The sequence below is a fragment of the Pseudomonas sp. m6p genome, from assembly GCF_055760375.1.
In genome coordinates, this window is record NZ_CM147084.1 from 3,205,655 (window position 1) to 3,219,731 (window position 14,077).

The 14,077-nt window shown below is 60.6% G+C and carries 14 protein-coding genes; 8 read left to right on the plus strand and 6 right to left on the minus strand.

All coding sequences use genetic code 11. The features are described 5' to 3' along the window. Positions 1 to 25 precede the first annotated feature (25 nt). Positions 26 to 1,516 (minus strand): aldehyde dehydrogenase, encoded by a 1,491-nt coding sequence (locus ACYZUM_RS14475; protein ID WP_108183069.1) that lies wholly within the window; start codon positions 1,514 to 1,516, stop codon positions 26 to 28. 194 nt (positions 1,517 to 1,710) lie between these two features. Continuing rightward, positions 1,711 to 3,087, minus strand: coding sequence for a glutamine synthetase family protein (locus ACYZUM_RS14480; protein WP_041073455.1), 1,377 nt, complete (start codon positions 3,085 to 3,087; stop codon positions 1,711 to 1,713). Positions 3,088 to 3,369: 282 nt separating this feature from the next. Between ACYZUM_RS14480 and ACYZUM_RS14485 the strand changes: the two genes are divergently transcribed. The 5 genes from ACYZUM_RS14485 (at position 3,370) to ACYZUM_RS14505 (ending at position 8,661) form a co-directional block, all read left to right on the plus strand. Beyond that, positions 3,370 to 4,131, plus strand: a complete 762-nt coding sequence (locus ACYZUM_RS14485; protein ID WP_108183070.1) for a gamma-glutamyl-gamma-aminobutyrate hydrolase family protein — start codon at positions 3,370 to 3,372, stop codon at positions 4,129 to 4,131. A 350-nt stretch (positions 4,132 to 4,481) separates the two neighbouring features. Continuing rightward, the gene (gene potA / locus ACYZUM_RS14490; protein ID WP_041073459.1) at positions 4,482 to 5,624 is read left to right on the plus strand and encodes a polyamine ABC transporter ATP-binding protein; all 1,143 of its coding nucleotides are present in this window, start codon (positions 4,482 to 4,484) and stop codon (positions 5,622 to 5,624) included. 29 nt (positions 5,625 to 5,653) lie between these two features. Then, a complete protein-coding gene (locus tag ACYZUM_RS14495; RefSeq protein WP_371260449.1) occupies positions 5,654 to 6,535 on the plus strand; it encodes an ABC transporter permease subunit in 882 nt (293 codons plus the stop codon). Continuing rightward, positions 6,532 to 7,410, plus strand: a complete 879-nt coding sequence (locus ACYZUM_RS14500; protein WP_047293492.1) for an ABC transporter permease subunit — start codon at positions 6,532 to 6,534, stop codon at positions 7,408 to 7,410. Before ACYZUM_RS14495 ends, ACYZUM_RS14500 begins: the two co-directional genes overlap by 4 nt. 153 nt (positions 7,411 to 7,563) lie before the next feature. Next, on the plus strand, positions 7,564 to 8,661 hold the full coding sequence (locus ACYZUM_RS14505) for a polyamine ABC transporter substrate-binding protein (RefSeq protein ID WP_041073464.1): 1,098 nt from the start codon (positions 7,564 to 7,566) through the stop codon (positions 8,659 to 8,661). A 268-nt stretch (positions 8,662 to 8,929) separates the two neighbouring features. Here ACYZUM_RS14505 and thpR read toward each other — a convergent pair whose 3' ends face one another. Beyond that, positions 8,930 to 9,469, minus strand: coding sequence for an RNA 2',3'-cyclic phosphodiesterase (gene thpR / locus ACYZUM_RS14510; protein WP_108183071.1), 540 nt, complete (start codon positions 9,467 to 9,469; stop codon positions 8,930 to 8,932). A 105-nt stretch (positions 9,470 to 9,574) separates the two neighbouring features. On the opposite strand from thpR, the gene ACYZUM_RS14515 reads away from it, so the two are divergent. Continuing rightward, positions 9,575 to 9,769: a PIN domain-containing protein gene (locus tag ACYZUM_RS14515; RefSeq protein WP_041073468.1), complete on the plus strand. Its 195-nt coding sequence runs from the start codon at positions 9,575 to 9,577 to the stop codon at positions 9,767 to 9,769. Positions 9,770 to 9,884: 115 nt separating this feature from the next. On the opposite strand, the gene ACYZUM_RS14520 is transcribed toward ACYZUM_RS14515, so the two are convergent. Both ACYZUM_RS14520 and ACYZUM_RS14525 read right to left on the minus strand, forming a co-directional pair. Then, the gene (locus ACYZUM_RS14520; protein ID WP_108183072.1) at positions 9,885 to 10,238 is read right to left on the minus strand and encodes a DUF1428 domain-containing protein; all 354 of its coding nucleotides are present in this window, start codon (positions 10,236 to 10,238) and stop codon (positions 9,885 to 9,887) included. A gap of 2 nt (positions 10,239 to 10,240) precedes the next feature. Further along, a complete protein-coding gene (locus tag ACYZUM_RS14525) occupies positions 10,241 to 11,320 on the minus strand; it encodes a hypothetical protein (RefSeq protein WP_142579981.1) in 1,080 nt (359 codons plus the stop codon). Between the two features lie 233 nt (positions 11,321 to 11,553). Between ACYZUM_RS14525 and ACYZUM_RS14530 the strand changes: the two genes are divergently transcribed. Beyond that, positions 11,554 to 11,826 carry a hypothetical protein gene (locus ACYZUM_RS14530; protein ID WP_108183074.1) on the plus strand — a complete coding sequence of 91 codons (273 nt, stop codon included), beginning with the start codon at positions 11,554 to 11,556 and terminating at the stop codon, positions 11,824 to 11,826. 45 nt (positions 11,827 to 11,871) lie between these two features. Here ACYZUM_RS14530 and ACYZUM_RS14535 read toward each other — a convergent pair whose 3' ends face one another. After that, positions 11,872 to 12,078: a hypothetical protein gene (locus tag ACYZUM_RS14535; protein WP_041073476.1), complete on the minus strand. Its 207-nt coding sequence runs from the start codon at positions 12,076 to 12,078 to the stop codon at positions 11,872 to 11,874. A 244-nt stretch (positions 12,079 to 12,322) separates the two neighbouring features. On the opposite strand from ACYZUM_RS14535, the gene ACYZUM_RS14540 reads away from it, so the two are divergent. After that, positions 12,323 to 14,077: an L-lactate permease gene (locus ACYZUM_RS14540; protein ID WP_108184407.1), complete on the plus strand. Its 1,755-nt coding sequence runs from the start codon at positions 12,323 to 12,325 to the stop codon at positions 14,075 to 14,077.

Genomic DNA, 14,077 nt, shown 5'->3' on the forward strand with positions numbered 1-14,077 from the left:
CAGGAGCGACCGCCGCTGTAGAAAATCAGAGCTTGATCCAGGTCGCTTTCAGCTCGGTGTACTTGTCAAACGCGTGCAGCGATTTGTCGCGACCGTTGCCCGACTGTTTGAAACCACCGAACGGCGCGGTCATGTCGCCGCCGTCATACTGGTTGACCCAGACGCTGCCGGCGCGAAGGCCACGGGCGAAGGTGTGCGCTTTGCTCAGGTTGCTGGTCCACACGCCGGCGGCGAGACCGAAGATGCTGTCGTTGGCGATCTGCAGCGCTTCTTCAACGGTGTCGAAGGTGATCAGCGACAGCACCGGGCCAAAGATTTCTTCCTTGGCGATGGTCATGGCGTTGGTCACGCCGTCGAAAATCGTCGGCTCGATGTAAGTGCCGCCGGTTTCTTCGAGGGTGCGCTGGCCGCCGGCGATCAGTTCGGCGCCCTGCTCGCGGCCGAGGCTGATATAGCGCAGCACGTTGTCCAGTTGACGCTGATCGACCACGGCGCCGACGGTGGTGGCCGGGTCAAGCGAATGCCCCGGCTTCCACGCTTGCAGCGCTTCCACCAGCAGCGGAATGAATTGCTCGCGGATCGAACGTTCGACTAGCAGACGCGAACCGGCGGTGCACACTTCGCCCTGGTTGAAAGCAATGGCACCGGCCGCAGCCTGGGCTGCCGCGCGCAAGTCCGGGGCGTCGGCAAACACCACGTTCGGGCTCTTGCCACCGGCTTCGAGCCAGACGCGTTTCATGTTGCTCTGGCCGGCATAAATCATCAGTTGTTTGGCAATCGCCGTGGAGCCGGTGAAGGCCAGCACGTCGACGTCCATGTGCAGCGCCAGTGCCTTGCCGACGGTGTGGCCGAAGCCTGGCAGCACGTTGAACACGCCTTTCGGAATGCCCGCGTCCAGCGCCAGTTGGGCGATGCGGATCGCGGTCAGTGGCGACTTTTCCGAAGGCTTGAGAATGAACGAGTTGCCCGCGGCCAGGGCCGGGGCGAATTTCCAGCTGGCCATGATCAGCGGGAAGTTCCACGGCACGATCGCGGCGACTACGCCGGATGGCTCGCGGGTCACCAGACCGAGTTGGTCGTGCGGCGTGGCGGCAACTTCATCGTAGATCTTGTCGATGGCCTCGGCGCTCCAGCGGATCGCATTGGCGGTCGCCGGGATGTCGATGCTCATCGAGTCGCTGATCGGTTTGCCCATGTCGAGGGTTTCCAGCAGCGCCAGTTCTTCCTGGTGTTGCAGGATCAGATCGGCGAAGCGGATCAGGATGCGTTTGCGCTCGGCCGGGGCCTTGTTGGCCCACACGCCGGAGTTGAACGACTGGCGTGCGACTTCGACGGCGAGGTTGGCGTCGGCTTCATCGGTGCTGGCCACGGAGGCGAGGAAACGGCCGTCGACGGGGCTCATGCATTCGAAGGTGGCACCGCTGATTGCCGGGCGATATTCACCGTTGATGAAGGCGCGGGATTCGAGGGTCAGGGACTGGAAGCGTTGTTCCCAGTCGTTGCGGGTGGTGGTCATGGTTGTGGCTCGACAAGGGGGATTGATGACTGGCGGGAGGACTCAGCCAATCAGAATTTGGTAATCCGATCCCCTGTAGGAGCTGCCGAAGGCTGCGATCTTTTGATCTTGATCTTGCAAAAACAAAGTCAAAAGATCGCAGCCTTCGGCAGCTCCTACAGGGAAGGGTGGTGAGTCAGTTACCACCCATTACGTCACACCGTATGCAGATACCAGTTGTACTCAAGGTCGGAGATCGAGTTTTCGAACTCGGCCAGCTCGCTTTCCTTGCACGCGACGAATACGTCGATGTACATCGGGTCGATGTAGCGGGCCATGACTTCGCTGTCGTCCAGCTCGCGCAATGCATCGCGCAGGTTGTTCGGCAGGCTCTGTTCGTTCTGCTCGTAGCTGTTGCCTTCAACCGGCGCGCCTGGCTCGATCTGATGGGTCAGGCCGTGGTGAATGCCTGCCAGTACCGAAGCCATCAGCAGGTACGGGTTGGCGTCGGCACCGGCCACGCGGTGCTCGATACGCACGGCGTCGGCCGAACCGGTCGGCACACGTACTGCTACGGTGCGGTTGTCGATGCCCCAGCTCGGCGAGTTCGGCACGTAGAACTGCGCGCCGAAGCGGCGGTACGAGTTGACGTTCGGGCAGAGGAACGCCATTTGCGCAGGCAGGGTCTCCAGCACACCGCCGATCGCGTGTCGCAGCGCGGCGTTCTGCTCGGGATCCTCGCTGGCGAAGATGTTGTTGCCTTCTTTGTCCAGGATCGAAATGTGTACGTGCAGACCATTGCCCGCTTGGCCCGGATACGGCTTGGCCATGAAGGTGGTGTCCATCTCGTGGTCGTAGGCGATGTTCTTCACCAGACGCTTGAGCAGCACCGCGTAGTCGCAGGCCTTGATCGGGTCGGAGACGTGATGCAGGTTGACTTCGAACTGCGCCGGGGCGCTTTCCTTGACGATGGCGTCAGCCGGGATGCCCTGCTCTTTCGCGCCTTCGAGGATGTCTTGCAGGCAGTCGACGTACTCGTCGAGATCGTCGATCAGGTAGACCTGAGTCGATACCGGACGCTTGCCGGACACCGGCGAACGTGGCGACTGCGGACGGCCGTTCACGTTGTCCTGGTCGATCAGGTAGAACTCCAGTTCGAAGGCGGCGCAAATGGTCAGACCCAGTTCGTCGAACTTGCGCACCACGTTGGCCAGCACTTCACGCGGGTCGGCGAAGAACGGCTCGCCTTCCAGTTCGTGCATGGTCATCAACAGTTGTGCGGTTGGGCGCTTCTGCCACGGCTCGATGCTCAGGGTGCCGGGGATCGGGTAGCAGATGCGGTCGGCGTCACCGATGTCCAGGCCCAGACCGGTGCTTTCCACCGTGGAGCCATTGATGTCGAGGGCGAAGAGCGAGGCCGGCAGGTTGATGCCTTTCTCGTAAACCTTGTGAAGACTGGTGCGCTCGATGCGCTTGCCGCGCACCACACCGTTCATGTCTGCAATCAGAAGGTCGACGTACAAAACCTCAGGATGTTTCTTAAGGAATGCGTTTGCTTCGTTGAGTTGAACGGCACGCAGAGGGACCGACATGATGCACCTATTTAGCTGTTAATTATTATGTTCACTGCTGTTTCGCCGAGCCAGTCAATCCGAAAGGCAAAGTGAAGTCAATAGCGAACACCCAGCCGTTCAGCGTTTATTTTTAGGGCTTTTTTTAACACTCGCGTGCCAATGCAGGCACCGCAAGGCTTGGAATCATGAAGATTGGATGAACGGCGTTTAGAATTTTTTACATGGCAGTTGTTAATTAAAATCAACGAGGCTAAGCTCCGGAAAAGCTCGTTCAAGTGTCAAACTTCGAGGTGAATAAAAATGGCATTCAAGCCATTGATCGGCGTTACTGCGTGCGTCAAACAGATTGGCCTGCACCCCTATCACATCAGCGGCGACAAGTACGTACGTGCTGTCAGCGTTGGCGCTCAGGGTCTTCCAGTGGTCATTCCTTCCCTTGGCAAACTGACTGAAATCGAAGACCTGCTCGGTCAGCTCGACGGTCTGTTGCTGACCGGCTCACCCTCGAACGTGGAGCCCTTCCACTATCAAGGCCCGGCCAGCGCCCCCGGCACGGATCACGATCCGGCGCGGGACGCCACCACCCTTCCTTTATTGCGTGCAGCCATTGCGGCGGGCGTTCCGGTACTCGGCATCTGCCGTGGCTTCCAGGAAATGAACGTGGCGTTCGGCGGCAGCCTGCACCAGAAAGTGCACGAGCTGCCGGGCATGCTTGATCACCGCGAAGCCGACAGCCCGGACGTGGCCGTGCAATACGCACCGGCGCATGCCGTGAGCGTGTTGGCGGGCGGCGTGTTCGAAGCGCTGGCGTTGCCGGGCGAATTCCAGGTCAACTCGATCCACAGTCAGGGCATCGACCGCCTCGCGCCCGGCCTGCGTGCCGAAGCGGTGGCGCCGGATGGGCTGATCGAGGCGATCTCGGTCGAGCACAGCCCGACTTTTGCCCTTGGCGTGCAATGGCACCCGGAATGGCAAGTGCTGGACAACCCGAACTACCTGAAGATTTTCCAGGCGTTCGGTGAGGCTTGCCGGCAACGGGCGGCGCGACGCAACCAGCGCTGACACCACCCAGGATTTCAAAACTGTTTACTGCCCCCACGGGGTCGGCGGTTGCGCGCGTGCGCATCCGTCATCCGTGAAAACAACAAACCGTAATAACAACAAGTACGACCCAGGCAGCCAGGACGGCGGCGCCGACCAGGTCAGGGTAACCCGCAGCCAATGCGACCTCCTGTAGGAGCTGCCGAAGGCTGCGATCTTTTGATTTTGTTTTTCAGAATCAGGATCAAAAGATCGCAGCCTTCGGCAGCTCCTACAGAGGCCATGTGTGGCGAGGACAGTTTTCCCTGGCTTGCAATCCACTTAAGCCCGGCCACGTTGGCCGAGCGAACGAAACCTGTTGGGAGTTTCACATGGCAAACGCCTCCAGCACTTACCGGAAGGCACTTGAAGGCCACCAGCAACCGAAAAAGGTTTTGGTGAAAGTCGATCGTGTCACCAAGAAGTTCGACGAAACCACGGCCGTGGACGATGTGTCCCTGGAGATCCATCAGGGCGAAATCTTCGCCCTGCTCGGTGGCTCCGGTTCGGGCAAATCGACCCTGCTGCGCATGCTCGCCGGTTTCGAGCGGCCGACTGAAGGGCGGATTCTGCTCGACGGTGTGGACATCACCGACATGCCGCCCTACGAGCGGCCGATCAACATGATGTTCCAGTCCTACGCGCTGTTCCCGCACATGACCGTGGCACAGAACATTGCCTTCGGCCTCAAGCAGGACCGTTTGCCCGCCAGCGAAATCGACGCCCGCGTCGAAGAGATGCTGCGCCTGGTGCACATGACCCAATACGCCAAACGCAAACCCCATCAGTTGTCCGGCGGTCAACGCCAGCGCGTCGCCCTCGCCCGCTCACTGGCGAAACGTCCGAAGCTGTTGCTGCTCGACGAGCCGATGGGCGCGTTGGATAAAAAACTGCGTTCGCAAATGCAGCTGGAACTGGTGGAGATCATCGAGCGCGTCGGCGTGACCTGCGTGATGGTGACCCACGACCAGGAAGAGGCCATGACCATGGCCGAGCGCATCGCGATCATGCACCTGGGCTGGATTGCCCAGATCGGCAGCCCGGTCGATATCTATGAAGCGCCGGTCAGCCGCATGGTCTGCGAATTCATCGGCAACGTGAACGCCTTCGACGGCACCGTGGTGGAAGACCTTGAAGGTCACGCGATCATCCACAGCCCGGACTTGCAGCAGAAGATCTACGTCGGTCACGGCGTCAGCACCTCGGTGCAGGACAAGTCGATCACCTACGCGATCCGTCCGGAAAAAATGCTCGTCAGCACCCTCAAGCCAGAGACCCGCTACAACTGGTCCGAAGGCAAGGTGCATGACATCGCCTACCTCGGCGGCCACTCGGTGTTCTACGTCGAGCTGCCCGGCGGCAAGATCGTCCAGTCGTTCATGGCCAACGCCGAACGCCGTGGCGCGCGGCCGACCTGGGACGACAAGGTCTACGTCTGGTGGGAAGACGACAGCGGCGTGGTACTGCGCTCATGAGAACCTTCAATCAGCAATGCCTGCGCCTGGTGCCCAGCGGGCGAAAATTCGTCATCGGCATCCCGTTCATCTGGCTGTTCCTGTTCTTCATGTTGCCGTTCTTCCTGGTGATGAAGATCAGCTTCTCGGAAGCCGCGTTGTCGATCCCGCCGTACTCGGAGATCTACACCTACGCCGAACAGAAATTCCAGCTGATGCTCAACATCGGCAACTACACCATGCTCGGCGAAGACGAGCTGTACCTGTCGGCTTACCTCGGTTCGCTGAAGGTCGCGGCGCTGAGCACGATGATGTGCCTGGTGATCGGTTTTCCGATGGCCTACGCGATCACCAAGGCGAGCAAGGAAGCGCAAAACGTCCTGCTGCTATTGATCATGATGCCGACCTGGACCGCGATCCTGATCCGCGTTTACGCGTGGATGGGCATCCTCAGCAACAACGGTCTGCTCAACGCGTTTCTGATGTGGACGGGGCTGACCGATCACCCGATCGAGATCCTCAACACCAACACCGCGGTGTATATCGGCGTGGTCTATGCCTACCTTCCGTTCATGGTGTTGCCGCTGTACGCCAACCTGGTCAAGCACGATGGCAGCCTGCTGGAAGCCGCGTCGGACCTGGGTTCGAGCAACTTCAACAACTTCTGGAAAATCACCGTGCCGCTGGCCAAGAACGGCATCATCGCCGGCTGCATGCTGGTGTTCATTCCGGTGGTCGGCGAGTTCGTGATTCCGGAACTGCTGGGTGGCCCGGAGACGCTGATGATCGGTCGCGTGTTGTGGCAAGAGTTCTTCAATAACCGCGACTGGCCGGTGGCGTCCGCGCTGGCGGTGGTGATGCTGTTGATCCTGATTGTGCCGATTCTGCTGTTCAACCGCAGCCAGGCCAAAGAGATGGAGGCACGGGGATGAAACGCTTCGGTTTTTCCAAGTTCATGTTGATCTTCGGCCTGATGTTCATTTATCTGCCGATGCTGATTCTGGTGATCTACTCGTTCAACGCCTCGAAACTGGTGACGGTGTGGGGCGGCTGGTCGGTGAAGTGGTACGTCGGCCTGCTCGATAACACCCAACTGATGGGCTCGGTGGTGCGCTCGCTGGAAATCGCCTGCTACACCGCGATTGCCGCCGTGGCGTTGGGCACCCTCGCCGCCTTCGTCCTGACGCGGGTCACGCGCTTCAAGGGTCGTACGCTGTTCGGCGGTCTGGTGACGGCGCCGCTGGTCATGCCGGAAGTGATCACCGGTCTGTCGCTGTTGCTGCTGTTCGTAGCGATGGCGCAGTTGATCGGCTGGCCACAGGAGCGTGGCATCGTCACCATCTGGATCGCCCACACCACGTTTTGTGCAGCCTACGTGGCGGTGGTAGTCTCCGCCCGCCTGCGGGAGCTGGATCTGTCGATCGAAGAAGCCGCGATGGATCTGGGGGCCAAGCCGTTCAAGGTGTTTTTCCTGATCACCATCCCCATGATCGCGCCGTCGCTGGCAGCGGGCGGGATGATGTCGTTCGCCCTGTCGCTGGACGATCTGGTGCTGGCGAGCTTCGTCTCCGGGCCGGGTTCGACCACGCTGCCGATGGAAGTGTTCTCGGCGGTGCGTCTGGGCGTGAAGCCTGAGATCAACGCCGTGGCCAGCCTGATTCTGCTGGCGGTGTCGCTGGTGACCTTCCTCGTCTGGTACTTCGGTCGCAAGGCAGAAGCCAGCCGCAAGAAAGCGATTCAGGAAGCGATGGATCAGACGGCGAATGAGGCGTGGCAGCAGCCGCAACGCGCCGCCACCACGGCTTGACCTGTAGGAGCTGCGGCACGCTGCGATCTTTTGACTTTGTTTTTTAAGATCAAAAGATCGCAGCCTCGTTTCACTCGACAGCTCCTACAGAAAGGCGCTTGTCGATCAAGTTTCAGATGTGTGTTTTTGAATAAGAAGAATGGAGTTTCACCGATGAAAATGTTTGGCAGGACTCTGCTGACACTGTCCTTAATGGGCGCAATCGCCACGGGCGTCCAGGCCAACGACAAGGTGCTGCGTGTTTACAACTGGTCCGATTACATCGCACCGGACACCGTCAAGAAGTTCGAAGACGAGACCGGCATCCAGGTGACCTACGACGTGTTCGACAGCAACGAAACCCTTGAGGCGCGTTTGCTGGCGGGCAAATCCGGTTACGACATTGTCGTGCCGTCCAACAGTTTCCTGGCCAAGCAAATCAAGGCCGGGGTCTATCAGCCGCTCGACAAATCCAAGCTGTCGAACTGGAAGAATCTCAACCCGGTGCTGTTGAAAAACGCTTCCGCCAGTGATCCGGACAACGCTCACGCGTTCCCGTACATGTGGGGCTCGATCGGCATCGGCTATAACCCCGACAAGGTCAAGGAAGTGCTCGGCGCCAACGCCCCGACCAACTCCTGGGACCTGCTGTTCAAGCCGGAAAACGCCGAGAAGCTGAAAGCCTGCGGTATCAGCTTTCTCGACTCGCCGACCGAAATGATCCCGGCGGCCCTGCACTACCTGGGCTACCCGGTGAACGACAAGGACAAGGCGCACATTCTCGAAGCCGAAGCGCTGTTCATGAAGATCCGCCCGTACGTGGCGTACTTCCATTCCTCGAAGTACATCTCGGACCTGGCCAACGGCAACATCTGCGTGGCGGTCGGTTACTCCGGAGACGTGCTGCAGGCCAAGGCCCGCGCGGTGGAAGCCGGCAACAAGGTGCAGATCGACTACAGCATTCCCAAGGAAGGCGCCGGCAGTTTCTACGACATGGTCGCCATCCCGCGCGATGCCGCCAACGTCGATAACGCCTACCTGTTCATGAACTTCCTGATGCGCCCGGACATCATTGCCGAGATCACCAACAGCAACGGTTACAGCAACGCCAACTCGGCGGCGACGCCGCTGGTGGACGAAGCGATCCGCAACGACCCGGGTTCGTACCCGTCGCAGGCGGTGATGGCGACGTTGTACGCGGTGCCGGATCAGCCGATTGCCACCCAGCGGATCATGACCCGCGGCTGGACGCGGGTGAAGCTCGGTAAGTAATCCGGCTGATTGAAGATTGTGACAAGACTGGAAAACCTGTGGGAGCTGGCTTGCCAGCGATGGCGATGAGTCCAGCGACGACGATGTTGGATGTGCCGCCCCAATCGCTGGCAAGCCAGCTCCCACAGGGAGGGTGTTGACTCGCAGAATCATTGATTTCCCGTTCACGCAGCGCCTTACCACCGCTGCATCCTGCAATGAACGGCCTCACCTGGCTCCCTCGGCTCAGGTGAACTTCAAGCGCCCTCGGGCGCCTTTTTTTGTGGGTTCAATTCAGTGGCCAATCCTGCAGGATCCGGTAGCGGCCCTTGTGCGATTCGAACAAGGCAAAGCGCTCGGCACGCAGGAGGAACTCCGGCGGCGTGGCGGCTTCCGGCTCCGTTGCACGGTAGTCTCGGGCCAGGGTCAGGTGCGGGCGGAACTCGCGCGGTGATTCTTCGAAACCGAACGGCAGCATCGCCTGTTCCAACGCATACACCAGACGCAACAACGCCGGCGGCGCCTGCTCCGGTGCCAGAGACAAAATCCCCGCGCGATGCCAGACCTGCAGACGATCCAGCGCAAGCTTCAATGGCTCACCCGGCGTGCGTACTTTGCCGGCGGCCTCGCAGACTTCATGGATCTGCGCCAGCGGCACCGCGCCGAGGAACAAGAGCGTCAGATGAAAGTTATCCGCCGGCACCGGTTTGCCGGCTCTCAAGCGCAGATCGGCGCGCCACTGAGCGATGGCCTTGCGTTGTGGTGGTGGGCAGTCGAGGGCGAAAAACAATCGCTTGAACGGTTCATCCCTGCGCGCATCATCGGTCATAGGCCAACTCCTTCGCTGGTCGATCGGCCGATTCTACACGGCCTTCTCTGACGACTCGAGACAGCCGGCTATAGTTCAAGGATGGCCATCGAACCGGAGGTCGCCATGCGCGAGATCCTCAGCAAAGAGCCCTGGTGGGCCCGACCACCCAGCCCAGGGCAGGATGAAACCGAGCTGGAATGGGGCTGGCTGGTGCATTACAGCGAAGGTGAACCGCGTTTCGAATTCGTCCGCGAACGACCGACGGAGGAAGAAATCCGCCACCGCAAAAGCTGCCGGATTACCCCCTCTCCAGAGTGACCACCCCATGTGGGAGCGAGCCTGCTCGCGAAAGCGGTGGGTCAGCCATGAAGATATGGGCTGTGCCGGCCTCTTCGCGGGCAAGCCCGCTCCCACAATGGATTTGCGCTGGTCCTCAGGATTCAAGAAGGTTCTTGAAGCCACCAAAGATCATCCGTTGCCCATCAAACCCCATCGGGTTGACGTCCGGTTGCATGCGCGGGTCTTCCATCATCTTTGCCATGCCGGCATCGCGGGTGGCCTTGTCGGGCCAGATCAGCCAGCCGGCGGAAACGGTCTCGCCGTCCTTGAGTTTTACCGCCATCGGGAATGACGTGACTTTGCCTTCCGGCACGTCATCGCCCCAGCACTGAACCACCTCCTTCGCTCCGTATTCCTTGAACAGTTTCGCGGCGATCGCACAGTGTTTTTTGTACTGCTCGCGGTTGGCATTCGGCACGGGTGCTACAAAAATATCGATGTAAGCCATGATCACTCTCCTTGCACGTTGGGTTCGATCTGCTGATTGGTCGATTCGGGAGGCTGCCATTCGACACGATTCAGCCCCTGCCCGACCGACGGTTGTTCGCCCCCGCCAAGGCTGCCCTCGACCTGCCCGGCGATATGCAGCGTTCCAGCCATGACCCCGGTGGTCGGGTTCTGCAGCAATTTCGCCCAGGCCTTGTCGAAGGTGCTGCCCAGGCTGCTGCGAATCAGCGCTTCACTGTCGGGTCGGTCGTTGGCCTGGATGATCGCGCGGATGCCCGCCACCCCAATCGAGATCACCCCGCCGACCAACTTGCCCGCCGCAGCCGCCACCGCACTGGCCGCTCCGCGCGGGGCCATTTCCGCTTCCATCCGTTGACTGGCGCGTTTGGCCACAGGAGCCATGCCGGCATCGGTCGAGGCAATCCCCTTGCTGCCGCCCTCGGTGTGGATCTTGTCGATCAGTGCGGCATACGCCGGCAAGGTGTTCAGCGGCTCGGTGCTGATGACCTGATACAGCGAAGCATCCCGCGCCAGCGGCGGGCCGAGGGCGATGGCCGGAACCTTCAGCAGCCGCCCGTTGAGCTGTGCAACCGGCACGCCATAACGCTGGGCGATGAGCGGCATCTGCCGGGCCATCAGTTGTGCATAGAACGCCGTGGCCTGCCCGAGGATCGCGTCCGGATCGATCTCCACCGCCACCGGCGCCAGCACTCTTTCCTGATATTGCTCAAGCAGATAGCTCGCCAGGCGCTTGGCCGAAGCGTCCTGTTCGCCACCGGCACTGATCGTGTACCAGCTGACCTTCATCGACAGCCATTCCTGGGTCCAGTAGCTGCTTAACCACGGAATGAAATTTTCTTCAGTTTGCTGATAGACGCGAGTGCGCCAATGTTCCATCGAACCCCGGGCAAATACTTTGACTTGCTCGGTGGATTGCTGCGAGGCGCTGACGATGTCGCGATCGATCTGCTGCCAGGTGGCGGGTGACACCACCACGGCCGACGGCGCCACCGGAGCGCGGGCCGAGGTGGCGCAGCCAGCCAGCAGACACAGTGCGGCGAGGCTCAGCGCACGCAGGTTCACGGTGGTGAGGTCCTTGAATGGAGGGAGACAGCATTAAGTATAGGTGTGTCAGTTTCCGAGGATGTTGGCTGTACCGACGCCATCGCTGGCAAGCCAGCGATGAGGCCAGTAACCCCACCCCCACCTCTCAACCATCAACGCCGTCGATATTCACCATCGCCACGATTGCCTTCCGCCCGCCGCCCGGCAAAGGCAGGATTCACCCATCCGAGACGCAACGAGGAGTACCCATCATGATTCGTACCATCACCCTCTCCGTGAGCTTCCCGGAGTTCGGCAGCAACTATTACGACCAGCAGGTCGTCTCGCGCAAGACACAAGCGTTGCTGTTCAACGAAGATTTCGACGATGTGCTGATGCCCGCTGCGAGCAATCACTTCAGCAATGAAGTGGTCGGCATCAACGATCAGTTCCGCTTTCTGAGCGACATACTCGCCACCCATTTGCTGGATCTCGAGGCCACCGCGCCTGCGCATTCCAGCGTCCGGGCGAGCGCTCATTTTTAATTGGCGAGGGCGTTCCCGTTGCGGGAACGCCCTTTTGATGTCTACTCAGTCATCGTCGCGATCACGATAGTAACGACGCCCGTCGCGACGACCATCGTCGCGGTCATCCCAGCGTCGGTCATGATCGTAGTAACGGCCATGATCGCGGTCGTAATGCCGCCCGTGGCGGTGATCATCATCAAAGTCCGCCACACAGCCAGCCAGCAATACGGCGGCGGTCACGGTCAGTAGCATCGTTGTAGCGCGCTTCATTCAACACTTCCCTAAAACCAAGGTCTTGACGACGGAACGGCTGTCACTGCCCACGCCTTCACAGGACGCAGTGCGCGCAGCCGCTGATACGACCGGACAAAAGGACTTTGATTCACTGCCCGGGCACGACCGTTGATCGGCCCATTTGCTGCATCCAGGCGGCGGCGAAATGCCACCTATACTGCTGCTTACCGACTCCCACGCAATGGATCTGCGCCTCGATAACAACAAGCAGAGGTGGATCATGGTCTGGCAGCAAATCTACGACCCGTTCGGCAACCCGCTGATCTCCACGCTCATGGCCGCGGTGCCGGTGGTGGTGATGCTCGCGGCGCTGGCGTTTTTTCACGTCAAGGCGCACCTGGCCGCACTAATGGCTTTGGCTTCGGCCCTGCTCATTTCGATCTTCGCCTTCGGCATGCCGGCGAGCATGGCCGGTTCGGCGGCGTTGTTCGGCGCGGCCAATGGTTTGCTGCCGATCGGCTGGATCGTGCTCAACATCATTTTTCTGCACCGCCTGACCACCGAGAACGGCTCGTTCAAAGTGCTGCAGGATTCCCTCGCACGCATCACCGATGACCGGCGTTTGCAGCTGCTGCTGATCGCGTTTTGCTTCGGTGCATTTTTCGAAGGCGCCGCCGGGTTCGGTACGCCGGTGGCGGTGACCGGGGCGATTCTGATCGGCCTCGGTTTTTCGCCGCTGGCGGCGTCGGGTCTGGCGTTGATTGCCAACACCGCACCAGTGGCGTTCGGCGCACTCGGCACGCCGATCATCACCTTGGCCAAGGTCACCGGGCTGGATGAGATGGAGCTGTCGATGATGGTCGGTCGGCAGCTGCCGTTTTTCTCGGTGCTGGTGCCGTTCTGGCTGATCTGGGCGTTTGCCGGGTGGCGCAAGATGCTGGAGATCTGGCCGGCGATTCTGGTGGCTGGAGTCAGCTTCGCCGTGCCGCAATTCCTCGTGTCGAACTTCCACGGGCCGATGCTGGTGGACGTGATCGCCGCACTGATTTCCATGGCCTGCCTGACCCTGTTTCTGCGAGTCTGGAAACCGGCGACGGTGTACACCTCGGCCGCCCTCTCGGGTCGCATCGACAACTCCCGGGTCGAGGAAGAAAAAGTCACCGCCAGCGCCGCCTTCAGTGATCAGGCACGCCCGGCGGTGATGCGTGCGTGGATGCCGTGGATCATCCTCACGGTGTTCGTGTTTGCCTGGGGCACCCAGGGCTTCAAGAACATCTTCGATGTGCGCCCGGCACTGGACCCGGTCACGCACGCAGTGAAACTTGATCCACAAGGCAAACCGATGAACGAGGCCAACCCTATTTTCTCCCCGGCGCTGACCTTCACCACCCTGCACCTGCAAGTGCAGAAAGTCCCGCCGGTGGTGCCGGCGCCGAAAGCCGAGGAAGCGATCTACAAGTTCACCTGGTTCACTGCCACCGGCAGCGGCATTCTGCTGGCAGCGATTGTCGGCGGCCTGCTGATGGGCTATTCGATCCCGCAACTGATCAAGCAATACCTGCGCACGTTGTGGGTAGTACGGTTTTCGCTGATCACCATTGCCGCGATGCTGGCGCTGGGGTTCCTCACGCGTTATTCCGGACTGGACGCCACCATGGGTCTGGCGTTTGCCGCCACCGGAGTGTTTTATCCGATGTTCGGCACCTTGCTCGGCTGGCTCGGCGTCGCGTTGACTGGTTCGGACACAGCCTCGAACGTGCTGTTCGGCGGACTGCAACGAGTGACCTCGGAACAGCTGGGCATCAGCCCGGTGCTGATGGCGGCGGCCAACAGTTCCGGCGGGGTGATGGGCAAGATGGTCGATGCGCAGTCGATCGTGGTCGCCTCCACCGCGACCCGCTGGTATGGGCATGAGGGCGAGATTCTGCGCTACGTGTTCTTCCACTCGATTGTGCTGGCGGTGCTGGTGGGCGGGCTGGTGACGTTGCAGGCGTACGTCTCGCCGTTTACGCACATGGTGGTCGGCGGGCATTGA

Excerpts from the sequence above, each read along its gene's own strand:
- ACYZUM_RS14475 (WP_108183069.1), bottom strand. The coding sequence starts at position 1,516 with ATGACCACCACCCGCAACGACTGGGAACAACGCTTCCAGTCCCTGACC.
- ACYZUM_RS14480 (WP_041073455.1), bottom strand. The coding sequence starts at position 3,087 with ATGTCGGTCCCTCTGCGTGCCGTTCAACTCAACGAAGCAAACGCATTC.
- ACYZUM_RS14485 (WP_108183070.1), top strand. The coding sequence starts at position 3,370 with ATGGCATTCAAGCCATTGATCGGCGTTACTGCGTGCGTCAAACAGATT.
- potA (WP_041073459.1), top strand. The coding sequence starts at position 4,482 with ATGGCAAACGCCTCCAGCACTTACCGGAAGGCACTTGAAGGCCACCAG.
- ACYZUM_RS14500 (WP_047293492.1), top strand. The coding sequence starts at position 6,532 with ATGAAACGCTTCGGTTTTTCCAAGTTCATGTTGATCTTCGGCCTGATG.
- ACYZUM_RS14505 (WP_041073464.1), top strand. The coding sequence starts at position 7,564 with ATGAAAATGTTTGGCAGGACTCTGCTGACACTGTCCTTAATGGGCGCA.
- thpR (WP_108183071.1), bottom strand. The coding sequence starts at position 9,469 with ATGACCGATGATGCGCGCAGGGATGAACCGTTCAAGCGATTGTTTTTC.
- ACYZUM_RS14515 (WP_041073468.1), top strand. The coding sequence starts at position 9,575 with ATGCGCGAGATCCTCAGCAAAGAGCCCTGGTGGGCCCGACCACCCAGC.
- ACYZUM_RS14520 (WP_108183072.1), bottom strand. The coding sequence starts at position 10,238 with ATGGCTTACATCGATATTTTTGTAGCACCCGTGCCGAATGCCAACCGC.
- ACYZUM_RS14530 (WP_108183074.1), top strand. The coding sequence starts at position 11,554 with ATGATTCGTACCATCACCCTCTCCGTGAGCTTCCCGGAGTTCGGCAGC.
- ACYZUM_RS14535 (WP_041073476.1), bottom strand. The coding sequence starts at position 12,078 with ATGAAGCGCGCTACAACGATGCTACTGACCGTGACCGCCGCCGTATTG.
- ACYZUM_RS14540 (WP_108184407.1), top strand. The coding sequence starts at position 12,323 with ATGGTCTGGCAGCAAATCTACGACCCGTTCGGCAACCCGCTGATCTCC.